At 56.8% G+C, this 24,070-nt stretch carries 23 protein-coding genes and 1 pseudogene; 19 read left to right on the forward strand and 5 right to left on the reverse strand.

Annotated features, from left to right (window positions below):
- Positions 1 to 15: 15 nt before the first annotated feature.
- The 3 genes and pseudogenes from ACR0NE_RS09285 to rpsD all read left to right on the forward strand — a co-directional run.
- Positions 16 to 646: pseudogene (locus ACR0NE_RS09285) on the forward strand (IS5 family transposase); the annotation flags it as partial.
- 395 nt (positions 647 to 1,041) lie between these two features.
- Complete coding sequence (locus ACR0NE_RS09290) at positions 1,042 to 1,356, forward strand: hypothetical protein (RefSeq protein ID WP_480439136.1); 315 nt, start codon at positions 1,042 to 1,044, stop codon at positions 1,354 to 1,356.
- Positions 1,357 to 1,568: 212 nt separating this feature from the next.
- Entirely contained in the window at positions 1,569 to 2,189 is a 621-nt protein-coding gene (gene rpsD, locus ACR0NE_RS09295; RefSeq protein ID WP_170392466.1) for a 30S ribosomal protein S4, read from the forward strand.
- Positions 2,190 to 2,312: 123 nt separating this feature from the next.
- Here rpsD and ACR0NE_RS09300 read toward each other — a convergent pair whose 3' ends face one another.
- The gene (locus ACR0NE_RS09300; protein ID WP_170392465.1) at positions 2,313 to 2,774 is read right to left on the reverse strand and encodes an Lrp/AsnC family transcriptional regulator; all 462 of its coding nucleotides are present in this window, start codon (positions 2,772 to 2,774) and stop codon (positions 2,313 to 2,315) included.
- 103 nt (positions 2,775 to 2,877) lie between these two features.
- On the opposite strand from ACR0NE_RS09300, the gene ACR0NE_RS09305 reads away from it, so the two are divergent.
- The 4 genes from ACR0NE_RS09305 to ACR0NE_RS09320 all read left to right on the forward strand — a co-directional run bounded on the left by ACR0NE_RS09305 (position 2,878) and on the right by ACR0NE_RS09320 (position 7,178).
- Positions 2,878 to 4,293, forward strand: a complete 1,416-nt coding sequence (locus tag ACR0NE_RS09305) for an aminotransferase class V-fold PLP-dependent enzyme (RefSeq protein ID WP_170594541.1) — start codon at positions 2,878 to 2,880, stop codon at positions 4,291 to 4,293.
- 64 nt (positions 4,294 to 4,357) lie between these two features.
- Positions 4,358 to 5,443 carry a histidinol-phosphate transaminase gene (hisC, locus tag ACR0NE_RS09310; RefSeq protein WP_170594543.1) on the forward strand — a complete coding sequence of 362 codons (1,086 nt, stop codon included), beginning with the start codon at positions 4,358 to 4,360 and terminating at the stop codon, positions 5,441 to 5,443.
- Positions 5,440 to 6,360, forward strand: coding sequence for a prephenate/arogenate dehydrogenase family protein (locus ACR0NE_RS09315; RefSeq protein WP_170594545.1), 921 nt, complete (start codon positions 5,440 to 5,442; stop codon positions 6,358 to 6,360). The genes hisC and ACR0NE_RS09315 overlap by 4 nt, the downstream gene beginning before the upstream one ends.
- Positions 6,357 to 7,178, forward strand: a complete 822-nt coding sequence (locus ACR0NE_RS09320) for an extensin family protein (protein ID WP_170420536.1) — start codon at positions 6,357 to 6,359, stop codon at positions 7,176 to 7,178. Before ACR0NE_RS09315 ends, ACR0NE_RS09320 begins: the two co-directional genes overlap by 4 nt.
- On the opposite strand, the gene ACR0NE_RS09325 is transcribed toward ACR0NE_RS09320, so the two are convergent.
- Complete coding sequence (locus tag ACR0NE_RS09325; RefSeq protein ID WP_170392459.1) at positions 7,175 to 8,176, reverse strand: DUF2125 domain-containing protein; 1,002 nt, start codon at positions 8,174 to 8,176, stop codon at positions 7,175 to 7,177. The two genes, ACR0NE_RS09320 and ACR0NE_RS09325, sit on opposite strands and share 4 nt — an antisense overlap.
- A gap of 67 nt (positions 8,177 to 8,243) precedes the next feature.
- On the opposite strand from ACR0NE_RS09325, the gene ACR0NE_RS09330 reads away from it, so the two are divergent.
- From ACR0NE_RS09330 to ACR0NE_RS09340, 3 genes are all read left to right on the forward strand, one after another.
- Entirely contained in the window at positions 8,244 to 8,774 is a 531-nt protein-coding gene (locus tag ACR0NE_RS09330; RefSeq protein ID WP_170594547.1) for a gamma-glutamylcyclotransferase, read from the forward strand.
- A gap of 68 nt (positions 8,775 to 8,842) precedes the next feature.
- Entirely contained in the window at positions 8,843 to 10,021 is a 1,179-nt protein-coding gene (locus tag ACR0NE_RS09335) for a biopolymer transporter ExbB (protein WP_170392455.1), read from the forward strand.
- 3 nt (positions 10,022 to 10,024) lie between these two features.
- Positions 10,025 to 11,704 (forward strand): peptidoglycan -binding protein, encoded by a 1,680-nt coding sequence (locus ACR0NE_RS09340; RefSeq protein ID WP_170594549.1) that lies wholly within the window; start codon positions 10,025 to 10,027, stop codon positions 11,702 to 11,704.
- Positions 11,705 to 11,791: 87 nt separating this feature from the next.
- Here ACR0NE_RS09340 and clpA read toward each other — a convergent pair whose 3' ends face one another.
- Positions 11,792 to 14,116 (reverse strand): ATP-dependent Clp protease ATP-binding subunit ClpA, encoded by a 2,325-nt coding sequence (gene clpA / locus ACR0NE_RS09345; RefSeq protein WP_170401887.1) that lies wholly within the window; start codon positions 14,114 to 14,116, stop codon positions 11,792 to 11,794.
- Between the two features lie 174 nt (positions 14,117 to 14,290).
- Positions 14,291 to 15,058: a hydroxyacylglutathione hydrolase gene (gene gloB, locus ACR0NE_RS09350; protein ID WP_480459604.1), complete on the reverse strand. Its 768-nt coding sequence runs from the start codon at positions 15,056 to 15,058 to the stop codon at positions 14,291 to 14,293.
- Between the two features lie 61 nt (positions 15,059 to 15,119).
- Here gloB and ACR0NE_RS09355 point away from each other — a divergent pair, with 61 nt between their 5' ends.
- The 8 genes from ACR0NE_RS09355 (at position 15,120) to ACR0NE_RS09390 (ending at position 22,279) form a co-directional block, all read left to right on the forward strand.
- Positions 15,120 to 15,854, forward strand: coding sequence for a methyltransferase domain-containing protein (locus tag ACR0NE_RS09355; protein WP_170401881.1), 735 nt, complete (start codon positions 15,120 to 15,122; stop codon positions 15,852 to 15,854).
- Positions 15,855 to 16,156: 302 nt separating this feature from the next.
- Positions 16,157 to 16,717 (forward strand): F0F1 ATP synthase subunit delta, encoded by a 561-nt coding sequence (locus tag ACR0NE_RS09360; protein ID WP_170594551.1) that lies wholly within the window; start codon positions 16,157 to 16,159, stop codon positions 16,715 to 16,717.
- Positions 16,718 to 18,256 carry a F0F1 ATP synthase subunit alpha gene (gene atpA, locus ACR0NE_RS09365; protein WP_170594553.1) on the forward strand — a complete coding sequence of 513 codons (1,539 nt, stop codon included), beginning with the start codon at positions 16,718 to 16,720 and terminating at the stop codon, positions 18,254 to 18,256. It begins immediately after the preceding gene.
- 12 nt (positions 18,257 to 18,268) lie between these two features.
- On the forward strand, positions 18,269 to 19,147 hold the full coding sequence (locus ACR0NE_RS09370; protein ID WP_170594555.1) for a F0F1 ATP synthase subunit gamma: 879 nt from the start codon (positions 18,269 to 18,271) through the stop codon (positions 19,145 to 19,147).
- A gap of 20 nt (positions 19,148 to 19,167) precedes the next feature.
- Positions 19,168 to 20,592, forward strand: coding sequence for a F0F1 ATP synthase subunit beta (gene atpD / locus ACR0NE_RS09375; protein WP_010441763.1), 1,425 nt, complete (start codon positions 19,168 to 19,170; stop codon positions 20,590 to 20,592).
- Positions 20,593 to 20,604: 12 nt separating this feature from the next.
- Entirely contained in the window at positions 20,605 to 21,015 is a 411-nt protein-coding gene (locus tag ACR0NE_RS09380) for a F0F1 ATP synthase subunit epsilon (RefSeq protein WP_170420547.1), read from the forward strand.
- 117 nt (positions 21,016 to 21,132) lie between these two features.
- Positions 21,133 to 21,483 (forward strand): H-type lectin domain-containing protein, encoded by a 351-nt coding sequence (locus ACR0NE_RS09385; RefSeq protein WP_170594556.1) that lies wholly within the window; start codon positions 21,133 to 21,135, stop codon positions 21,481 to 21,483.
- A gap of 103 nt (positions 21,484 to 21,586) precedes the next feature.
- The gene (locus ACR0NE_RS09390; protein WP_170594557.1) at positions 21,587 to 22,279 is read left to right on the forward strand and encodes a nitroreductase family protein; all 693 of its coding nucleotides are present in this window, start codon (positions 21,587 to 21,589) and stop codon (positions 22,277 to 22,279) included.
- A gap of 52 nt (positions 22,280 to 22,331) precedes the next feature.
- On the opposite strand, the gene ACR0NE_RS09395 is transcribed toward ACR0NE_RS09390, so the two are convergent.
- Complete coding sequence (locus ACR0NE_RS09395; RefSeq protein ID WP_170392433.1) at positions 22,332 to 23,351, reverse strand: ribose-phosphate pyrophosphokinase; 1,020 nt, start codon at positions 23,349 to 23,351, stop codon at positions 22,332 to 22,334.
- Between the two features lie 108 nt (positions 23,352 to 23,459).
- On the opposite strand from ACR0NE_RS09395, the gene ACR0NE_RS09400 reads away from it, so the two are divergent.
- A complete protein-coding gene (locus ACR0NE_RS09400) occupies positions 23,460 to 24,059 on the forward strand; it encodes a 2-hydroxychromene-2-carboxylate isomerase (protein WP_170512521.1) in 600 nt (199 codons plus the stop codon).
- The last annotated feature ends 11 nt before the right edge of the window (positions 24,060 to 24,070 follow it).

Genomic DNA, 24,070 nt, shown 5'->3' on the forward strand with positions numbered 1-24,070 from the left:
AGTCCGATACGGGGCTGGTCCGATGCTCCGAAGGAGTATGGCCCACCCAAGACGCTCTACAACTGCTAAAAACGTTAGAGCGACAACGGCGTGTTTGCACGGATCATGGAAAGGCTGGCTTCGGACCATTCCGATCACAGGGCGATCATGATAAAAGTGAGCAGGCGAACGCCATGCGTTCAATTGAGCCTGCGCAAGTATCTGAAGGCACATCGCATGGCTTCAAGCCTACGGTTGAAAAAAGGGGCGCTGGTGCCTGATTGGGCGTGCCAACGGCGGAATGAGCGCCAAGTTGCATGCCGTCAGCGATGCTTCTGGCCACCCAATCCGGTCTTTCATAACTGTCGATCAGATCAGTGACTACACGGGTGCCAGGGCACTTCTAAGCAGCCTACCAGCCGCCGATTGGATGATTGCTGATCGGGGTTACGATTCTGACTGGTTCCGAAAGGCTATGAAAGACAAAGGGATACGCCCATGCTTCCCCGGCAGAAAGTCACGCGAGAAGCCTGTCCGAAAAGATAAACACAGGTTCAAGCACCGAAACCGCATCAAGATCATATTCGGTCGCTTGAATGAATAGGGCCGAGTAGAAACCCGCTACGAAAGATGGCTGAAAGTGTTCCCATCAGCCATCGCACTCGCAGAGATTTTCAGGCTCCGAAATTCAATGAGCCTAGGGTCTAGCGCAGTGCGCCAGACGTTCACCAACATTCGACGAAAAGTATCAATATGAGGCTGTTCTTTAGCAACATTTTCCTGATTGCTGCATTTCGGTCTCTTTTCCGCCCATTTTTTCGTTGATACACAAGCACAGTTACTTGTGGGATGAGTAAAAGTGCGGGCGGACAGATGAGAACCGGTTATAACGGTCGGATAGCAATATTTTGGACACAGACGGAAGTTGACGGGCTTGAGGCGGCGCCTTTGGCCCACTTGCGCGTTGGTAGCTCTTGGTCCTGGAGGGGGCGAGGAGTCCAACTCGCCGCAAGTGCTGAACAAGTTGCGCTGCACGCAGACTCCACCGGTCTTGGATCTATATTGGCGGCCAGAGCCAGTTTCACCAACCCCGGCGAGATCAACGAAAGTGCCAAGATCGAGTTGTCAAACGGCGCTCAGACTTTCGTTGCCGAGCTGGTGCGTGAGGTGAACGAAGCGTCTCTGGTGCTTGTGTTTGAGGATGGATACCCTGAGCCTGATCAAGATTTCTGGGTCAGTTCGGCAGCTTCGCATATTGAACCTGTTGAGATTGACAGCGGTTATGACGACAAGGTTGTCGTGTTCCCGGCGGCTCGTGCAAATGCAAGTTCAGTGCCGGTAAATCTATCAAATACTGCCGGTTGGGCCGCTGAATAACGGATACTTCTCAGAAAGATTCCAACTCTAAGCAGAAATCCTACCCTTTGCTTGCTGTGGCGTGTTGACTCTGGCCGAAGCAGGGATATAAGCGCGGCTTCATTGGTGTTGGTGGCCCCCGCGAGGGGATGCCTGTCATGGGGGAAACCTCAAGAGGACAACGCCCTTCATAGTGGCCCATCGGGGCCTCAATCTAAAGAAGGAGATCAGCCGTGACCAAACGCACGTCTGCCAAGTACAAAATCGACCGCCGGATGGGCGAAAACATCTGGGGTCGTCCGAAATCCCCGGTTAATCGTCGTGAATACGGCCCCGGCCAGCATGGCCAGCGCCGCAAGGGTAAACTGTCTGACTTCGGTCTGCAGCTGCGTGCCAAGCAGAAGCTGAAAGGCTACTACGGCGACCTGACCGAGAAGCAGTTCCGCCGCATCTATGCAGAAGCTGAGCGTGTCAAAGGCGACACCGGTGAAAACCTGATCGGTCTGCTGGAGCGTCGTCTGGACGCCGTTGTTTACCGCGCCAAGTTTGTTCCGACCGTGTTCGCCGCACGTCAGTTCGTGAACCACGGCCACGTTAAAGTGAACGGCAAGCGGGTCAACATCCCGTCCTACCGCGTCAAAGAAGGCGACGTTATCGAAGTGCGTGACAAGTCCAAGCAATTGGCCGTTGTCCTGGAAGCTGTCGGCTTGGCCGAGCGTGATGTGCCTGACTACATCGACGCCGACCACTCGAAAATGACCGCGACATTCGTGCGTGCACCGGGCCTGAGCGATGTGCCTTACCCGGTTATGATGGAACCGAACCTGGTCGTTGAATTCTACGCGAAGAACTAATCTTCGCCGACCTGTTGAGTTTAAGGGCCGCGCTTTCAGCGCGGTCTTTTTTGTTTTGATGGGGCTCTGCCCCAGTCGCTGCGCGACTCCCCCGAGATATATTTGGCCAGATGAAGAGGCGGATCAGATAGGAAGCGGGCGACTTTCGGCAATGGCCTCCATTGCGAAATAGGAGGTGACGCTGTCCAGTTCGATCTTATCGATGAGGCGTTGATAGACTTTGTCGTAAGAGGCCATATCTTCTGTAACGACCTTGAGTTGATAGTCATAGTCGCCGCCAATGCGATGGAAATCGACCACTTCAGGAATGGTCAGGACATGACTGCGAAAGGCCTGCAACCATTGGGCAGAGTGGTGGCGCGTGCGTAGCATGACGAAAACCACCAGATTCAGCCCAAGCTTTTCACGCGCGATGCGCGCCGTAGAACCTTGCAGGACACCTGCGTCGTTCAAGGCCTTTATTCTTCGCCAGCAGGCATTTTGGGACAGGCCGACCCTATCTGCCAATTCTCGCTGGGAAAGTGTTGCGTCTTTTTGCAGTTCCTTCAGAAGACGCGTGTCAATTTGATCTAATTTTTTCTCCATATAAACTCATATGACACAAAACTCGGACAAATAAAGCATAAAATTGTGAGGTTTCCACAGGATGGATCAATCATATTGGAGTTAGCAATATGGAGCCTGTGTTATGACCTTGTCCAACTTTCGCGCAGAAATTCAATCTGCTGCTCACGGAAATACTCTGCGTGATGGGCTGATCGGTGAGGGGGTACTCATCCCGGGTCTGCATGGGGACGTGCCGCTTGTGTATGCGGACTACGTTGCCTCGGGTCGCGCGTTGCGACAGGTCGAAAACTTCGTGGCTGAGCATGTGTTGCCGTTCTATGCCAACAGCCACACCGAAGCCTCCTATTGCGGTTCCTATATAACCCGTTTGCGCCGCGAGGCGCGGGCCGAGATCGCCCGCATAGTTGGCGCCAAGGAAGAGGACGCGGTGATCTTTACCGGGTCTGGCGCTACAGCGGGTCTCAACCGGCTGGTTAGTCTGCTGGGAGTGCAAGAGGCTAATCAGCCGGTCGTTTTGATCGGTCCGTATGAGCATCATTCGAACATTCTGCCGTGGCGTGAAAGCAAGGCGCGGGTGATCGAGATTCCAGAAGCCGTTGACGGCGGTCCCGATATGCGGGCGCTAAAGGCAGTGCTGATCGAACACGCAGATTCCGATCTTGTGATTGGGTCATTCTCAGCGGCGTCAAACGTCACAGGCATCATCACCGACCCTGATCCTGTGACGCGGTTACTGAAAGAACATGGTGCGCTTGCGGTATGGGACTATGCGGGTGGTGGACCTTATTTGCCAATGGACATGGGGCCGGAAGATGCGCGGAAGGACGCGATTGTTGTCTCTCCGCATAAGTTTCCGGGCGGGCCGGGGGCGTCGGGTGTTCTGGTCGTTAACCAATGCGCGGTGAAGCGGACGTGTCCGAGTTGGCCCGGCGGTGGGACTGTCAGCTTTGTCTCGCCTTGGCGGCACGACTACAGCGCCGATCTCGCGACACGGGAAGAGGCGGGTACACCAAATGTGATCGGAGACATTCGTGCGGCCTTGGCCTTCATCGTGAAAGATGCGGTTGGAGCGGATGAGATCGCGCAGCGTGAAGCGCAGTGTAACCGCATGGCGTTGGATGGGTGGTCCGACAACCCACATCTGACATTGCTAGGTGCCGAGAATGCACACCGCCTGCCGATATTCTCGTTCCTCGTGTGTGATAGGAATGGGCAGCCGGTGCATCAGCAGCTGTTTACCCGGATGCTCAGCGATATCTACGGCATCCAGGCACGTGGCGGCTGTGCCTGTGCCGGACCCTATGCGCATCGTTTGCTGGGCATTGATCGGGCAACGTCGGAAGAATTGCATGCGGCCCTGTCGGAGGGTGAGGAAATGAAGAAACCGGGTTGGGTGCGGTTGAATTTCTCTTACCTCATGAGCGAAGAGACCGTTCAGTTCATTATCGACAGCGTTAACGAGCTGTCGCGCCGGACCGAGGAATTTGTCCCATTCTACAATGCCGATCCGGCGACGGCGCGCTTCAAAGCGGCGTAAGATAATTGCCGCTTTTCTCAACCCGTTGAGAAAGGTATGAGGGGCCAAGCTAGTGGAGCCCCTCATGAACCAGATCACACCTCAACCCGGCATAATGGACATCGCGCTGTATCAGGGCGGACAGTCGCATGTTGACGGTGTTGCGGATGTCATCAAGCTGAGTTCCAACGAAAACCCGTTTGGGCCAAGTCCCAAGGCGATCGAAGCGGTGCGCGAAAGTGCCGTTTCGCTGCATCGTTATCCCAGCACCGATCATTCCAGCCTGCGCGCCGCAATTTCTGAACGGCACGGACTGGATTCCAATCGGATCATCTGCGGTGTCGGCAGTGATGAAGTGTTGCAGTTCGTAGCGCAGGCCTATGCTGGTCCGGGTGATGAGGTGATATATACCGAGCATGGATTCTCCATGTATCCGATCATCGCGCGAATGGCTGGCGCGACCCCGGTCATGGTGCCCGAGAGAGATCGCCGTGTAGACGTAGATAGCATCCTTGCTGCGGTCACTGGGCAGACACGGATTGTCTTTGTGACCAATCCGGGAAATCCTACTTCAACCATGATCTCTGACGCCGAATTGCAGAGGTTGGCGGATGCATTGCCAGCCGATTGCCTGATGGTGCTGGATGGTGCGTATGCCGAATTTGTCGATGGTTTCGATGGAGGCGCAGGGCTGGTGGACCGGTTTAGCAATGTCATCATGACCCGGACGTTTTCGAAAGTGTACGGTCTAGGTGGGATGCGCGTTGGCTGGGGCTATGCGGCGAAAGAGATTATTGATGTGCTGAACCGCGTTCGTCAGCCGTTCAACCTGTCGCTGACGGCTCTTGCGGCGGCCGAGGCCGCCGTGCGGGATGATGAATATCTGCGGTTCTGCCTATCTGAAAATGCACGCCTCCGGATTTGGTTGTCTGATGAACTGGCGAAGGTTGGCGTCGCATCCGATGTGTCATGCACGAATTTCATCCTCGCCCGCTTTGCTGACAGGGCCGAGGCGGAAGCCTGCGATGATTATTTGAAAACGCAGGGTTTGATCGTGCGGCGGGTCGCGGGCTACAACCTGCCAAACGCGCTGCGGATCACCGTAGGCGACGAAATCGCCTGCGGTCGCGTGGTTGCAGCGATTACTGCGTTCAAAGGGGGCGCTGTATGAGCCAGATTTACGACCGTGTTGCGCTGATCGGGTTGGGCCTGATCGCCTCGTCCATGTTTTGGGCAATCAAACGGGCTGGGCTTGCGGGCGAAGTGACGGGCTATGCGCGATCCGAGGCAACCCGCGAGACGGCGCGCCAGATCGGCCTTTGTGACCGGGTTTGCGAGACCGCGCAAGAGGCGGTCGACGGTGCTGATCTGGTGGTTCTGTGTGTCCCCGTAGGTGCAATGGGACCTGTGGCGCAGCAGATTGCGCCGGTTCTGAAATCCGGTGCCACCGTTTCAGACGTGGGGTCGGTAAAGCGTCACGTGATTGACGCCGTCTCACCCCACATACCCGATAGCGTTCATTTCATTCCGGCACACCCTCTGGCCGGGACCGAGCATTCCGGGCCTGAATCGGGATTCGCCGAACTGTTCGACAACCGTTGGTGCCTGTTGGTGCCGGTCGAAGATTCCGACCCGGATGCAATCGCTCGCCTGCGGGCTTTGTGGGAGGGTCTGGGATCGAATGTCGATGAGATGGACGCCGCGCATCATGATTTGGTGCTGGCGGTCACCTCGCACGCACCTCACCTGATTGCCTATACGATGGTGGGAGTTGCGGATGATCTCCGGCGGGTTACAGACACCGAAGTCATCAAGTATTCGGCAGCTGGTTTCCGCGATTTCACTCGCATCGCGGCTTCGGACCCGACGATGTGGCGTGATGTGTTTCTGACCAACAAAGACGCAACGCTGGAGATTCTGGGCCGGTTTACGGAAGAGCTCTTTGCGCTACAGCGGGCCATCCGAACAGGTGACGGAGAGCAATTGTTCGACTACTTTACGCGCACACGGGCGATCCGCCGCGGCATCATTGATGCGGGCCAGGATACGGATGCGCCAGATTTCGGGCGGGGAAAAACATCGACATGAGAAAGATCGGTTGCAGCCATTTGATTTTCTGCGTTGCTTTGGCGGCAACGACTGCAAATGCGGCGGCGCCTGAAACTTCTATTGTGCCGTTGACGCGCCCGGAAACCACCCAAGCGATGGTGGCAATCGTCACCCCCAACATCCGGCCGGTGCTACGGCCCGCTTCGCCGCAGGTAACGGCCGCTGCAGCCCGTCCCGCTGAATTACCATTGCTCGGGCCCGAGAATTCGATCCGCCCGTTTGTGCGCCCGGAAGAATTGGAACAACGCGTCTTTCTTAAGAAACGCAAGCTGCGTAAGGGTTCAGTCTGTGGCGATATCGATATTCAGGGTAAGCCGGTTGGACGTGTGAAGGGCAAGATCAAAGCCTGCGGGATTAAGGATGCAGTGCAAATCACCTCAGTATCGGGGGTCGGGCTGAGCCGCCCAGCGACGATGGATTGCGGCACTGCACAGGCGCTGAATAATTGGGTCGACAAAACTGTAAAGCCCACGTTCAAACGCCGAGGTCCGGTGGTCGAGCTACAGGTCGCCGCGCATTACGCCTGCAGAACACGTAACAACCGTAAAGGGGCGCGGATTTCTGAGCATGGTAAAGGGCGCGCCATCGACATTTCGGGCTTCAAGATGGCCGATGGTGAGGTGGTGACGGTTCTGAATGGCTGGCGCAAAAATCCGTCCAAGAAGCAACTGACCAAGGTATGGCGCGGCGCGTGTGGGCCATTTGGCACGGTTCTCGGACCAAACTCTGATCGCTACCATCGGGATCATTTCCACCTAGACACCGCGCGCTACCGCAGCGGCACCTATTGCCGTTAACGCAGTACCAGTCTCGGGGCAGGACCAAGGGGCAACGGACCCAAGGCGACGAACCCATCTCTGAAATTCAGCTGTAAATCCAGCGCATTTGGGTTGCCACCCAGTCCAGCCATGAAGCCCAATGCGCGGGTCACAGGATCGACTGCCTGATCCGGCAGCGCACCTGCGGCGTTTGCCATCGCGATCATGTCGCGCCAGTTTTCGGCTTTCATCGCAATTTCACCCGTTGGAATGCCCTGTTCGTCAACTTCCAGTTCGCCGGTGGCGAACAGACGCAGCTCACCCCATTTCATTTCTGCCAAACGCAGATCAATCGCAACGGGTTGGGGGCGACGCTGCTCAAGTGCGGTGCGGTCCCAGGGTTTGTCGAAAGTGACAAACATATCCATTTCCAGCGTTTCGAATGATTGCGGCAGCGTTGAGGCTGAACGCATGAGGCGTCGCAAATCGTCGCCGGGGGTGAACCCGTCGATCTTCGCGGTAATCCCATAGCTTTCGGGCGCTCCAGATTGCTCCATCACAAGGCTCAGCGACTGGCCTCCGGCTTGCGGATCACCTTCGGTTGTCAGCAGCCAGCGCTTTGAGGTCAGCGCCATTTTCTCGAGCACCAGCGCGACACCGGGTTGGAGCTGCAATTCGGCTTGTAGCGCTTCGGCCTGAACGGTCGTGGTCTGGTCGAAATAGGAAAGGCGCTGCGGCGTACTGGCAAAGCGCAGCATCTGGCGGCCGGGCCAGATTGCTGGGCTTTGGAACTCGACCCAGTCCGCACTCCACGCCGTTCCGTTGACCGGATCGGCCAAAGCGGGATTATTCAGGCGTGTGATGTGCTGAAACGGATATCCTGCCGTCGACACGTCCGAGAATTCGGCCTGCCAGCCCAGTTCTTGCTGCCGGTCAAACCAACCGGTCAGGGCGTTTCGCAGACCATAACCGGCGACAAACCAGTAGGCGCTCCACGCGAGGGCGATAAATACGAAAACGCGTATCAGACGGCGCATGATGAATGGCCCTTTTTCCTGCCTCGGATTTGATGTTTATAGGGCCAAACGGGCAAGGACCAGTGCAATGACGATGTGGGTATTCGGATATGGATCGCTGCTGTGGAACCCGGGCTTTCCGGTGGCACGCAGCGAACGCGCTAAATTGCACGGATATGCGCGGTCGTTTTGCATGCGCTCTATCCACCATCGCGGCACGGAAGAAGACCCCGGTTTGGTATTGGCGCTGGACGAACAGCCAGACGCGCATTGCACTGGATTGGCGCTTGCTGTCGAGGCAGGTCACGAAGAGCGCACTTTGGCTGAATTGCGTGAGCGTGAGCTGATCTCGTCAGCCTATCTGGAGCGGATGCTGGACGTGCATCTGGACTGCGGGCAGATCGTAAATGCAGTGACTTACGTCATCGATGCTCACCACGTTCAGTATTGCGGCGGTCTTCCATTGGAAGAGCAGGCTCGGATCATCGCCCACGCTGTTGGCGGACGTGGGCCAAATACCGAATATCTATACAATACTGCCTCGCACTTGACCGAGATCGGACTGCACGACCCTGATCTTGAGTGGTTGTCGCAACGGGTGCGGACAATCAGCGCATAAACTCTTGGCGTCACGGGGCGAACTTCGATAGGTTCAGCCCAGAGCAGACAATACCAGGAGCCACGCGCATGGCGCAGGCACAACAGGGCGTGAGACCACATTTCTCACAACCGATCCGTCAGATTTTGATGATGCTGATCGCAATAGGGCTGTCAGGACTTGGCGTGTTCATGGCGTTGCCATATGTGCTGCCGGTTATTCAGGCCAATCTGTATCTTAACGGGTTCATTTTGCTGGTCTTTGTCATCGGTGTCGCTGCCTGTTTTCTGCAGGTCACACAGCTGATCGGATCGGTTCGTTGGATCGAAGCCTTTGCCGGAGGCGTCGAACGTGACGATGTGCGCCCGCCGCAACTGCTTGCCCCACTGGCGTCGTTGTTGAGGGAACGCGGCGCGCGGTCTCAGATCAGCTCTAGCTCTACCCGATCGATCCTCGATTCCGTCGCCGAACGGGTCGAAGAAGAGCGCGAGATCACCCGCTACATCACCAACGTGCTGATCTACCTTGGCCTACTGGGGACATTTTTTGGTTTGGCCACCACTGTCCCCGCCATCGTTGATACGATCCGCAGCCTGAACCCGCAGGAAGGTGAAGAAGGTCTGGCCGTCTTCAACCGTCTGATGACAGGATTGGAAGCGCAGCTGCAGGGCATGGGCGTTGCTTTTGGGTCGTCATTGCTGGGTCTGGCCGGATCCTTGATCGTCGGTTTGCTGGAACTATTCGCGGGCCATGGCCAGAACCGGTTCTATCGCGAATTGGAAGAATGGTTGTCCTCAATCACCCGCGTTGGCTTTGCTGCGGGCGATGAGGGCGGCGCGGAACTGGCCGTGCTGACCCCAGTACTGGACGCCATGTCTGAACAAATGGATGCACTGCAGGACATGTTCTCGGCGCAAGAAGTTGATCGCACGAACGTCTCGACCAAACTGGGACATTTGGTCGATGTCATCGGGGAAATGAACCAGCGGCAGGCCCAGACCGAAGGCGTAACGGCTGCGCTTGAACGTGTGGCGCTGGGGCAGGACGCTTTGTTGGATCACATGCGCGAACATGGCGCGGGCGAGGGGATCGATGCGGAAAGCCGCATGCGCCTGCGGTCGATGGATGTTCAGTTGCTGCGTATACTCGAAGAAATCTCCGCTGGTCGTCAGGACAGCATGAACGAACTGCGCAAGGATTTTGAGCTGCTGGTCAAAGCGTTGACTTTGCCACGGGGCGCCGTACGTACCCCCCCGGAAGGAGAGTAACCCATGGCGCTGTCCCGCCGCACAGGTCAACGGTTTTCGGGCTCGGTCTGGCCCGGCTTCGTGGATGCGATGACGGGATTGTTGATGGTGCTGACCTTTGTGCTGACCATCTTCATGGTCGTGCAATTTGTGCTGCGCGAAACCATTTCAGGTCAAGAGGATGAACTGACTGCGCTGTCCGACGAAATCGCCGCTCTGGCCGGGGCGCTGGGGCTGGAAGAGCGGGAAAACAGCCGTCTTCAAGCGCGTCTTGGGAACTTGAATGCAACGCTTAATCAGGTCGAAGACGATCTGGCGCAGGCACAAACCCGCATAACCGACTTTGAAGCACAGGTCGCGGCTTTGCTGGCTGATCAGGCGCGTGCGCAGGGGGATATCGCCGCGCTAGAAACGCAACGCGATGAGTTGCTAAATGAACAAGATGCCTTGAATTTGGCACTTGCTCAAAGCAGACAAGAAATCGACGCACAGGCCGAAGCCGCCCGCCTTGCCGCGGCTCGACGCGAAGCACTTAAAGCTCTCGTCGCCGAACTTGAAACCAGCGAAGATGCACAGGCAGCTCAGATATCCGAGCTAGAACAGCAACTGACCGAGGAAGAGGCCGCGCGTCTGGCCGAAGCCGCCGCTGCTGAGGCGTTGCGTGATCGATTGCAGAATGCAGATGCTGAACTGACAGCGATGACCTTGGCGCTGGAAGCGCAGCGAAAGGAAGCCGAGGATACCCTGACTTTGCTAGCTGCGGCACAGGCTGCCAAGGCAGAGCTTGAGCGTCAGTTCGGTGAGATCAATGCCGAAGAACTGAGGGAACAACTGCAGGCGGCACTGGATGCCCAAACCCAAGCACTAGCAAATGAAGCTGAACAAAGGTCGCTGGCCGAGGAGCGCGCGGCGCTGCTGGCGCTCGCCCGAGAGGCGCTTGCATCGGAACAGGAAATCTCGACCGAAGCGCAACGTCAGACCGCGCTGCTTAATCAGCAGATGGCAGCCCTGCGCAGCCAGTTGGGGTCGCTGCAGGCTTTGTTAGACGATTACGAAGAACGTAATACCGCCGCCGAGATCCAGATACAGACGCTGGGCCAGGATCTGAATGCCGCTCTAGCGCGCGCAGCCTCGGAAGAACGCCGTCGCCGACTGCTGGAAGAGGCTGAACGTATTCGGCTGGAAGCCGAGGCCGAGAAACTGGTGGGCCAAAATCAGGAACTAGCCGCACAGGCCGAGGATTTGCAGCGCTATCGCTCGGAATTCTTCGGGCGACTGCGCGATGTGCTGGGTGATCAGGATGGCGTGCGCATTGAAGGTGACCGTTTCGTGTTCTCGTCTGAGGTGTTGTTTGCCACCGGGTCCGCAAACCTGTCTGCGGAAGGTCGTCAGGAGGTTGCCAAAGTTGCCAATATTCTGCGAAGCGTTGCCGCAGAAATACCCGAAGGGTTGAACTGGGTCATCCGTGTCGATGGTCACACCGATAATGTGCCACTTGCAGGCAGCGGACGATATCGCGACAACTGGGAGCTCAGCCAGGGCCGTGCCCTTTCTGTGGTGCGCTACATGGTTGATGCGCTGGGCATTCCACCTGATCGTTTGGCGGCAAACGGGTTCGGAGAATTCCAACCCGTTAATCCCGCCGACACACCCGAGGCGCGCGCCCAAAACCGTCGGATCGAGTTGAAGCTGACAGAGCGGTAAGGCTGGTTCGAACCACCTTGGATCACCTGCCAAACAAGAAAAACGCCCACCGAAAAGGCGGGCGTTTTTCGTTATAGAGGCTGTAGGTTAGTCCGCTGTCAAGAGCGGGGGCTTGTCGCCCGGAATGCGGGGCTGATCGGGGCCCAGGATTTCCAGATTCAGCTCGCCCTTCTTCATCGAGACACGGACCACGCCGCCTTTGGCCAGTTTGCCGAATAGCAGTTCCTCGGCCAGAGGTTTCTTGATGTGTTCCTGAATAACACGACCCAGAGGTCGCGCACCCATCTTGTCATCATAGCCCTTGTCGGCCAGCCATTCGGCGGCACGCGGTGTCAGATCGATGGTCACGCCACGATCCAGCAACTGTGCTTCCAGCTGCAGGACAAACTTCTCAACGACCTGCAAAATGACCTCTTTCGGTAGTGGTGCAAATGAGATCACAGCGTCCAGGCGGTTGCGGAACTCCGGCGTGAACATACGTTCGATCGCTGCGGTATCCTCACCTTCGCGCCGGTCGCGGCCAAAGCCGATGGCGGCTTTCGCCTGCTCCTGCGCACCTGCGTTCGATGTCATGATCAGGACCACGTTGCGGAAATTCACCGTCCGGCCATTGTGGTCGGTCAATTCGCCGTGATCCATCACCTGCAACAGGATATTGAATACGTCCGGGTGCGCTTTTTCGATCTCATCAAGCAACAAGACGCAATGTGGGTGCTGGTCGACACCGTCGGTCAGCAAACCACCCTGATCAAACCCGACATAACCCGGAGGCGCACCGATCAGACGGCTGACCGCGTGCTTCTCCATGTATTCCGACATGTCGAAACGCAGCAGTTCAACACCAAGCGTGTCAGCCAACTGTTTCGCCACCTCTGTTTTGCCAACACCGGTGGGGCCAGCGAACAGATAGTTGCCGATGGGTTTTTCGGGCTCACGCAGACCGGCGCGCGCCAGTTTGATCGCACTGGACAGCGCTTCGATCGCTTCATCTTGACCAAACACCACGCGTTTCAGAGAGGTTTCGAGATCTTTGAGAACCTCGGCATCATCCTTGGTGACGTTCTTGGGTGGGATACGCGCAATCTTGGCAACCACCGCCTCGATCTCTTTGACGCCGATGGTCTTGCGACGTTTGCTTTCGGCGAGCAGGTGCTGCGCTGCCCCGGCCTCATCGATCACGTCGATCGCCTTGTCGGGCAGTTTGCGGTCGTTGATATAGCGCGCCGACAATTCGACAGCTGTCTTGATCGCGTCGGCAGTATATTTGATCGAGTGATGCTCTTCGAAATATGGTTTCAGACCGCGCAGAATTTTGACACTGTCCTCGACCGACGGCTCGTTCACGTCGATTTTCTGGAATCGGCGGCTCAGCGCGCGGTCTTTTTCGAAATGCTGACGGAACTCTTTATACGTGGTCGAGCCCATGGTGCGCAGTTTGCCACCCTGAAGCGCTGGCTTCAGCAGGTTCGACGCATCCATCGCTCCGCCCGAGGTTGCACCCGCTCCGATCACAGTGTGAATCTCGTCGATGAAGAGAACTGCATCAGGGTGCTCTTCCAATTCGGTCACAACCGCTTTCAGACGCTCTTCGAAATCGCCGCGATAGCGAGTTCCCGCAAGCAGGGCACCCATATCGAGCGAGTAGATGGTGGTTTCCGACAACACGTCCGGGGCCTCGCCCGCAACGATCTTATGCGCCAGACCTTCGGCGATGGCGGTTTTGCCGACACCGGGGTCACCTACCAGCAACGGGTTGTTCTTGCGCCGGCGACACAGCACCTGAATACAGCGTTCAACCTCGTCCGAGCGTCCGATCAGCGGATCTACATCACCGGCGCGTGATTTGGCGTTCAGATCAACGCAATATTTGCCAAGCGCGCTTTCTTTCTGCTCAGCGTCACCAGAGGTCGTCTGAGCCTCTTCTTCGGCTTCATCAGCACCCGTTACAGGACGATTCTCTCCATAGGCCGGGTCTTTGGCCACACCATGTGCGATGAAGTTTACCGCGTCATAACGGGTCATGTCCTGCTCTTGCAGGAAATAGGCTGCGTTGCTTTCACGTTCGGCGAAGATGGCCACCAGTACATTGGCCCCGGTCACCTCTGTGCGGCCAGAGCTTTGAACGTGGATCGCGGCGCGCTGAATGACACGCTGGAAGGCTGCAGTCGGTACTGCTTCGGACCCGTCGATATCAGTGACGAGGTTTGACAGATCTTCGTCGATGAATTCGACCAAGGTGCTGCGTAACTCGTCCAGATCGACGCTGCACGCTTTCATGACGCGCACCGCATCGGGTTCTTCCAACAGCGCCAGCAGCAGATGCTCTAGCGTTGCGAATTCATGTCGCCGTTCATTCGCCGCCGCAAGGGCCGCGTGGATGGCTTGTTCAAGTGTGCTCGAGAATGAAGGCACGCGGGTGCTCCTCTGTATTGGGCCGGAAGGGGGCGGGCTGCAGGCCGGATCCCCATCCCAACCATGTCCTCATACTATTAGAGTTTGGTTGATCCCGCCCCGGCTTCAAGGGTTTTCTTTCACTTGACAGTCACATTTGTTGTGACCGTGGCCGTGATTGGGGCTTGAAACGGGTTAAAAGCTGTCTTTTTGGGCTCGAATTTCGGCGAATACGGACACGGGATCAGAGTTTTCCATGCCCAGATGGGCCTGAATCGCCGGATCAGTGGCCCTTAGAAACGGATTTGTCGCCTTTTCCAGGCCTAAAAGCGAAGGCACAGTAGGTTCTCCAGCAGCGCGGGCGCGATTAATATCGGCCACGCGGTCAAGCAAGGCTGGGTTGTCGGGATCGATGGTCAGGGCGAACTTGGCGTTTGCCTGTGTGTATTCGTGGCCTGAGCACACGATTGTTTCATCGGGCAGGGCCGCCAACTTGCTGAGAGAGGCCCACATTTGCGCAGGCGTGCCCTCGAACAATCGTCCACATCCCAGCGCCATCAGGCTGTCAGCGGTGAATACAACGCCAGTTTGGGGCATGTAGAATGCAATGTGCCCAATTGTATGACCGGACACATCAAGAACCTCGACCGGCTCACCGCCGATATAAAATGTGTCACCTTCAACCACCGCCTGATCGAGTTTTGGCAACCGATGCTCATCTGCTTTTGCGCCGATCACACGCGCGGGCTGTTTCGCTAGAATGCCGCTCAGCCCGTCCACATGATCCCAATGATGATGTGTCAACAACACATGGCTTAGCTGCCAGCCGCGCGAATCCAGTTCGGCCAGAATCGGAGCTGCCTCTGGCGCATCGATCAAGGCAGTCTCACCGCTGGCCGGATCATGGGCGAGAAAGGCGTAATTATCGCTGAGGCAAGGAATGGTAACGATCTCAAGAGGCATGGCCTTTTGCCCTTTCATTGCTAGACTGCGCCCAGCTAAGCCGATTGACCGGGTGTCCGCAATGCATCTTGATGTGCAGGATCTGAGGAATTTCTACTATCGCAGCACCCTAGGTCGCGCGGCCCAGGCAGCGATCCGTGGTCGGTTGGTGGATCTTTGGCCCGAAGCCAAGGGGCAAACTGTGGTCGGATTTGGTTTTGCCGTACCTTTATTGCGGCCTTACCTCAAAGATGCGCGCCGTGTGATTGGTCTTATGCCTGGTCCGCAGGGTGTAATGCCATGGCCTGCGGGGATGCCCAATGTTTCCGTTCTGACCGAAGAGACGATGTGGCCAATCGAAACAGGCCATGTGGATAAACTCGTGGTGATGCATGGTTTGGAAACTTCAAACCGACCCAGTCAATTGCTGGAAGAATGCTGGCGCGTTCTGGGGCCCGGAGGGCGTGTGCTATTTGTCGTACCGAACCGGGCCGGGCTTTGGTCGCGCTCAGACCGGACGCCGTTTGGCTTTGGGCAGCCCTATTCAACAACCCAGTTGGAAAACCAATTGCGCGCGCACCACTTCGTCCCTGAAAACCATTGCTCGGCGCTTTACCTGCCGCCTTCGTTCCGTCGGTTCTGGCTAAAATCAGGTAGCCTGATCGAGAAGACTGGACAACGCATCCCAACCGTCATGGCCGGAGGCGTGCTTATGGTTGAGGCCAGTAAACTCATTCGCCCGCCTAGCGGGAGCGTTACTAAAGACACAGCGAAGCGCCCGATCAAAGCGTTGGATGGTTTGTTAAAGCCTGCGTGACAGTCCGGTGCATTTTGAACGGAAAAAATGCGGGAAAAAGGTCACAGGAATCGCAAAAACCTGCATATTCGTAACATTTTTCAACTGCCCCAATCGGTCCAAAGGGTCGCAGTTGGGTTAAGTGTATGAAAAATAATAATTTGTGGATAAAACTGTTACCGCTATAGCGTATTGCTTGGTTGGAACACCTCTGCTACATCCCCGGTGATTTTGATCCCCGCCCTAAATGGACGGGGTTTCCTCACGCCCCAAGGTAGCGGCCGCTACTCAAAATCGGGGCCTCAAATATCGGAAGGGTGGACGTGTCCGAACCAGCTTCGATTTCCACAGGCATTGCCGAGCGCTATGCCACAGCGATCTTCGAGATCGCGAAAGAGAATAATGACCTCGCAGGTCTGGAAACCGGAATCAACGATTTGGCAGCAGCATTGGGCGAAAGCGCCGAACTGCGCGACCTGATCGCTTCGCCTCTGGTTTCGCGCGCCGAACAAGAGGGTGCAATCACCGCGGTTGCCGACAAGATGGGCCTGCACGCCATCCTGCGCAACACGCTGGGTCTGATGGCGCAGAAGCGGCGCCTGTTTGTTGTACCTCAATTGGTACAGGTCTTGCGCGACATGCTGGCTGACGAACGTGGCGAAGTGACCGCCGATGTCGCTTCGGCCAAAGCGCTGACCAAGACCCAAATGGATAAACTGTCCAAGACGCTGTCCGAGCGTGTGGGCAAGACCGTGACAATCAATGCGACCGTTGATGAAAGCCTCATCGGCGGTCTTGTCGTTAAAGTGGGCTCGAAAATGATCGATAGCTCGATCCGTTCGAAGCTGAACTCCCTACAGAATGCAATGAAAGAGGTCGGATAAATGGGAATCCAAGCTGCAGAGATTTCTGCAATCCTGAAGGACCAGATCAAGAATTTTGGTCAGGAAGCCGAAGTGGCCGAGATCGGCCGCGTGCTGAGCGTCGGTGACGGGATTGCCCGTGTATACGGCCTGGACAACGTGCAAGCGGGTGAAATGGTCGAATTCCCCGGTGGCATCATGGGCATGGCCCTGAACTTGGAAAGCGACAACGTTGGTGTCGTTATCTTCGGTTCTGACCGTGACATCAAAGAAGGTGACACTGTTAAGCGCACCAACTCGATCGTGGACGTTCCGATCGGTGACGAACTGCTGGGCCGTGTTGTTGACGGTCTGGGCAACCCGCTGGACGGCAAAGGCCCGATCAACGCGACCAAGCGTGGCGTTGCAGACGTTAAGGCACCGGGCATCATCCCGCGTAAATCGGTGCACGAGCCGATGGCAACCGGCCTGAAATCGGTTGACGCGATGATCCCGATCGGCCGTGGCCAGCGGGAACTGATCATTGGTGACCGTCAGACCGGCAAAACCGCCGTTGCTCTGGACACCATCCTGAACCAGAAAGTTTACAACGACGCAGCTGGCGACGACGAGTCGAAGAAACTGTACTGCGTGTACGTTGCGGTTGGTCAGAAGCGTTCGACCGTTGCGCAGCTGGTGAAGAAACTGGAAGAGTCCGGCGCGATTGAATACTCGATCGTTGTGGCCGCGACCGCATCCGATCCGGCACCGATGCAGTTCCTGGCACCTTACGCCGCAACCGCAATGGCTGAATATTTCCGTGACAACGGCCGCCACGCGCTGATCATCTATGATGACCTGTCGAAGCAGGCTGTGTCCTATCGTCAGATGTCGCTGCTGCTGCGTCGTCCGCCTGGACGTGAAGCCTATCCTGGCGACGTTTTCTATCTTCACTCCCGTCTGCTGGAACGTTCGGCGAAGCTGAACGAAGATTTCGGTGCAGGGTCGCTGACTGCTCTGCCGGTTATCGAAACTCAGGGTGGTGACGTTTCGGCGTTTATTCCGACCAACGTGATCTCGATCACCGACGGCCAGATCTTCCTGGAAACCGAACTGTTCTACCAAGGTATCCGTCCTGCTGTGAACACCGGTCTGTCGGTTTCGCGTGTGGGCTCTTCGGCTCAGACCGATGCGATGAAATCGGTTGCTGGTCCGGTTAAACTGGAACTGGCTCAGTACCGCGAAATGGCTGCGTTTGCGCAGTTCGGTTCGGACCTCGACGCCGCAACTCAGCAGCTGCTGAACCGTGGTGCGCGTCTGACCGAGCTGATGAAACAGCCGCAGTACTCGCCGCTGACCAACGCGGAAATCGTCTGCGTCATCTTCGCAGGCACCAACGGTTACCTCGACAAAATCGAAGTTTCTGACGTTGGCCGCTATGAGGCCGGTCTGCTGTCACACCTGCGCGGTAAGCACGCTGACCTTCTGAAGTGGATCACCGACGAAGATCCGAAGATCAAAGGTGATGCAGCGGACAAACTCAAGGCAGCGATCGACGAATACGCCGCGACCTTCGCTTGATAGGGGGTTCCGATGCCTAGTCTGAAGGACCTTAAAAACAGGATCGAGTCGGTCAAATCGACCCGCAAGATCACCAAGGCCATGCAGATGGTCGCGGCAGCAAAACTGCGCCGCGCCCAGGAATCTGCCGAAGCCTCGCGCCCTTATGCCGAACGGTTCAATGCCGTGATGGCGGGGCTGGCGGCGTCGGTCGGGGGCAGCGACAGCGCTCCCAAGTTGCTCCGTGGTACGGGCAGCGATGATGTCCATCTGCTGGTTGTGATGACAGCTGAACGCGGCCTGTGTGGCGGCTTCAACGCGAACATCGCCAAGCTTGCCCGCGCCAAAGCGGACGAGCTGCGCGGCAAGGGCAAGACGGTCAAGGTTTTGACGGTCGGCAAGAAAGGCCGCGATGCGCTCAAGCGTGATTTTGGCGATCTGTTCGTTGGACATATCGACCTGAGCGAGGTCAAGCGCATTGGCTACAACAACGCGCAAGACATCGCCAAGGACGTCCTGTCACGTTTCGACGGGGGTGAGTTCGACGTTGCCACGATCTTCTACTCGAAGTTCGTCAACGTTGTGACCCAGATCCCGACGGCACAGCAGGTCATCCCCGCATCGTTCGAAGACGAAGCGACGGGTGACGATAGCGGTGCGGTATTCGACTACGAGCCCAGCGAAGAGGCCATCCTGGCCGACCTGCTGCCCAAGGGGGTTGCGACTGCGATCTTCTCGGCTCTGCTCGAAAACGGAGCGTCTGAACAGGGTGCACGGATGTCCGCAATGGACAACGCGACACGCAATGCGGGTGAGATGATCGACAAGCTGACGATCCAGTTCAACCGCTCGCGTCAGGCCGTGATCACCAACGAGCTGATTGAAATTATTTCCGGCGCCGAAGCGCTGTAGAGACATACCGGAGACGAAACATGGCGAATGCAAAAGGCAAAGTCACACAGATCATCGGGGCCGTCGTCGACGTGCACTTCGAAGATCAGCTGCCTGAAATTCTGAACGCGCTGGAAACCACCAACAACGGCAAGCGACTGGTGTTGGAAGTTGCTCAGCACCTGGGTGAAAACACCGTCCGTACCATCGCAATGGACGCGACCGAAGGTCTGGTCCGCGGCGAAGCCGTGACCGACACCGGCGCACCGATCTCGGTACCGGTTGGCAACGCCACCCTGGGCCGAATCCTGAACGTGGTCGGCGAGCCGATCGACGAAAAAGGTCCGGTTGAGGCATCTGAGGCCCGCGCGATCCACCAGCCAGCACCGACCTTCGACGAACAGTCGACCGAGTCGGAAGTTCTGGTGACCGGCATCAAGGTTGTTGACCTGCTGGCCCCTTACGCCAAAGGCGGTAAAATTGGCCTCTTCGGCGGTGCCGGCGTTGGTAAAACCGTTCTGATCATGGAACTGATCAACAACATCGCAAAGGTGCACTCGGGCTTCTCGGTGTTCGCGGGTGTTGGTGAACGGACCCGTGAAGGGAACGACCTGTACCACGAGATGATCGAATCGAACGTGATCAAGCCGGACAACCTGTCGGAATCGCAGGTTGCCTTGGTTTACGGTCAGATGAACGAACCTCCCGGAGCGCGTGCGCGTGTTGCTCTGACCGGTCTGACCCTGGCCGAGCAGTTCCGCGACCAGTCCGGTACCGACGTTCTGTTCTTCGTCGACAACATCTTCCGCTTTACGCAGGCGGGTTCCGAGGTTTCGGCTCTGCTGGGTCGTATTCCTTCGGCGGTGGGCTACCAGCCGACCCTGGCCACCGACATGGGTGCCCTGCAGGAACGCATCACCTCGACCAAGTCGGGCTCGATCACGTCCGTGCAGGCGATCTACGTGCCTGCGGACGACCTTACCGACCCTGCGCCGGCAACCTCGTTTGCGCACTTGGACGCGACCACCGTTCTTAACCGTGCGATCTCGGAAAAGGGTATCTACCCTGCGGTTGACCCGCTCGACTCGACATCGCGTCTGCTCGACCCGGCCATCGTTGGTGAAGAGCACTACAAGGTTGCGACCGACGTTCAGCAGATCCTCCAGCGCTACAAGTCACTGCAGGACATCATCGCCATCCTCGGCATGGACGAACTGTCGGAAGAGGACAAACTGACCGTGGCACGTGCCCGTAAGATCGAGCGCTTCCTGTCGCAGCCGTTCGACGTGGCCGAAGTCTTCACCGGTTCGCCGGGCGTTCAGGTTCCTCTGGATGTGACCATCGCGTCGTTCAAAGCGGTTGTCGCTGGCGAATACGATCACCTGCCCGAAGCGGCCTTCCTGATGGTTGGCGGCATCGAAGAAGTGATCGCCAAAGCGGAGAAGATGGCCGCAGAAGCCGCCTAAGGAGTATCCCTGATGGCAAACACGATGCAATTCGACCTCGTCAGCCCCGAGCGGAGCCTTGCTTCGCTCGAGGCCACCGCGGTCCAGATTCCCGGCGCGGACGGGGACATGACGGCAATGCCCGATCATGCCCCCACAATTACAACTCTGCGCCCGGGCATCCTGAAGGTCGAAGCACCCCAAGGCTCCAGCGAATACCTGGTCACCGGTGGGTTTGCTCAGATCAATGGTGATGGCCTGTCGGTTCTGGCCGAAAAGGCCATTCCGGTTGCTGAAGTAACACGCTCGCATCTGGACGATCTGATCGCTGACGCCCGCGCCTCGCACGAGGCAGCCAAGGCCGGTGACGATCAGACCATCGTCGACGATGCTGCAAAGTTGCTGGCTGACATGGAAGCTCTAGGAACGCATATGAGCCTGTAAGGGTTCATGACATTCTGATCACTTGGAACGGCCCCGTATCCGCGGGGCCGTTTTTTTGTCGTGATTTTGCCATTCGCTGAAGTTAAGCTGCAGGAATTGAACAATAAAAGACGATATATGAAAAAGTTTCAAACCCATCCCATCGGCATTGATCAGGGCGAGGAGGTCTTGTTTTCCGATTTCGCCGATGGTGGCGTGATGTGGACTGGTGAGGGCCCGCGTGAGCGTCGCGTAAGCGTCCGTTTTTCAGAAGTGTTCCGCTCTGTGCCAATCATCCAGATAGGCGTGGTACTTTGGGATGTGGATACGTCTTCCGCTTTACGGGCTGAAGTTCAGGCCGAAGATATAACGCCGGAAGGATTCAATGCGGTGTTTCGCACCTGGTCCGATACGCGTATCGCCAGAATTCGGGTGAGTTGGACCGCAATTGGAGATGTTTCGCATGAAGACGATTGGGATATCTCGTGAAGCAGGCCTGTTCGTGACATAAGATTGCGCACCTTCGCGCGTCGTCCCATAAAGAAGACTGGCCATCCCAAATAGCGGCTAACGCAACCGGAGTATCTTATAGGTGTTTGCACGAGATCATATCGAATACGAGGCCCTGGACCTTCCGGATCGTATGGACTTGTCTGATGAAGAAATGCTGGCCGAAGCGCGAGCGTTCTACAACAAGATGAAACGCCGCCATACCGTGCGTGACTATTCGGACCGGCCCGTCGAGCGCACGGTCATCGAAGAGTGCATTCGCGCAGCCGGAACAGCGCCCTCAGGGGCCAATCATCAGCCCTGGCACTTTGTGGCCATCTCGAACCCTGAGATGAAGCGCCGTATTCGGGAAGAGGCAGAAGCTGAGGAGCGCAGGTTTTATGAAGGCGGTGCCGGAGATGAATGGCTGAAGGCGCTTGAACCAATCGGGACTAACGATCAGAAGCCGCATCTGGAAGACGCACCGTGGCTGATAGTGATTTTCGCCCAACGTTGGGGTCATTTCGATGATGGAGATCGGTTCAAAAACTACTACGTGCCTGAAAGCACGGGCATTGCCACGGGCTTTTTGTTGGCGGCGCTGCACCATGCAGGGCTGGTATCGCTGACCCACACACCCAACCCGATGAAATTCCTGAATAAACTGCTAAACCGCCCTGATCATGAAAAGCCTATTATGATCGTAGCTGTAGGCCACCCGCAAGACGACGCGAAGGTGCCAAAAGTTGCAAAGATGAAAAAACCGTTGGAAGAAATCATGACGGTCGCCGAATAGGCAGGCCGTCATGAATTCAGACATTATCAATAGTAGTCAGCAGTTTTTTCGATCAATCCATATGATAAAGTGACTCGTAGATCGGCGTCAGTGTCTTGTCTTCGAACAGCGATGATACGCTGGTGCCATTCCAAATGTTCAGGATCGCCTGCGTAAAGATCGGCGCGGTGGGCACGATGCGGATATTGGCGGCCTTGTTGATCTCAGCCGTAGGCTGGATCGTGTCCGATAGGACCAGAGATTTCATCACCGAATTGGTCACACGTTCAACCGCCGGTCCACTCATGACACCGTGGGTGATGTAAGAGTGTACTTCCTTGGCGCCGTTATCCATCAGCACCTGGGCAGCTTTGCACAGAGTGCCAGCGGTATCGCAAATGTCATCGACGATCAGGCAGATTTTGTCTTTCACGTCACCAATGACAGTCATCTCGGCCACTTCGCCTGCCTTCTCGCGGCGTTTGTCGACGATCGAAAGTGGTGCATTGATGCGTTTGGCCAGTTCGCGGGCGCGGGCCACACCGCCGACATCTGGCGAGACCACCATCAGGTCGTCCATTTGGTCTTTGAACTGCTTCTTCACATCCAGGGCAAAGATCGGCGAGGCATAAAGGTTGTCCACCGGCATGTCGAAAAAGCCCTGAATCTGGGCTGCGTGCAGATCCATGGTTAGAATCCGTTCGATACCCGCACCAGTCAGCATGTTTGCCACCAGCTTGGCGCTGATTGGCGTGCGCGCTTTGGTGCGGCGGTCCTGACGGGCGTACCCGAAATACGGAATGACAGCGGTGATCCGGGCTGCGGATGAACGGCGCAGGGCATCTGCGATGATCAGCAGCTCCATCAGATTGTCATTGGCGGGGTTCGAGGTTGGTTGAACGATAAACATATCCTCACCACGCACATTCTCGAAAACCTCGACGAAAATCTCTCCGTCGTTGAACCGTTCGACCCTTGCATCGACCAGCCCCTGGTCAACGCCGCGATGCAGGCTCATGCGACGTGCAATGGTTTCGGCAAGCGGAAGATTGGCGTTCCCAGCGATAAGCTTGGGTTCGTGAAGTGTCGGCATCGGCTGATTTTCCCCGGGCAGCAGTGGCAATGTGACAGATTCGTGATGTTGACACCGCTTAGCATGGGTCTACCGTCCCGCAAAGATAACGCAGCGGAGAAAGTGAACATGGCCCAGATTGACTACTTTTTTGCGACACTCTCGCCCTATTCCTATCTGGCGGGAATGCGCCTTGAAGAGATCGCGGAAAAACACGGTGCGACGATCAACTATAAACCATTGGATATTGTTGCCCTGTTCGGCCGGACAGGTGGAACGCCACCAAAAGATCGTCATATCTCTCGCATCGAATACCGCGCGCAGGAACTGGTGCGCCAAGCGCGCAATCTGGATATGCCGTTGAACCTGCAGCCTGCGCACTGGCCGACGAACATGGCACCGTCCTCTTACGCTGTGATCGCAGCAGTACAGGATGGATCAGGTGATGTGGGTAAACTTTGCCATTCCTTCTTGCGTGCCTGCTGGGCAGAAGAAAAGGACATCTCTGATGATGGCGTGATCCGGGATTGCTTGGAACAGGCAGGATTTAATCCAAATCTAGCTGATAGTGGCCTGTTGGTAGGTGCGGAAACCTACGCCGCAAATCTGGAAGAAGCCGTGGACCGGGGTGTTTTCGGGGCACCATTTTACATCACACCGGACGATCAGAGGTTCTGGGGACAGGACCGTCTTGATGATCTGGACAAGCATCTGGCTGAGATGAAATAGCCGGGGCAGGG

The sequence above is a fragment of the Ruegeria sp. C9 genome, assembly GCF_056537585.1.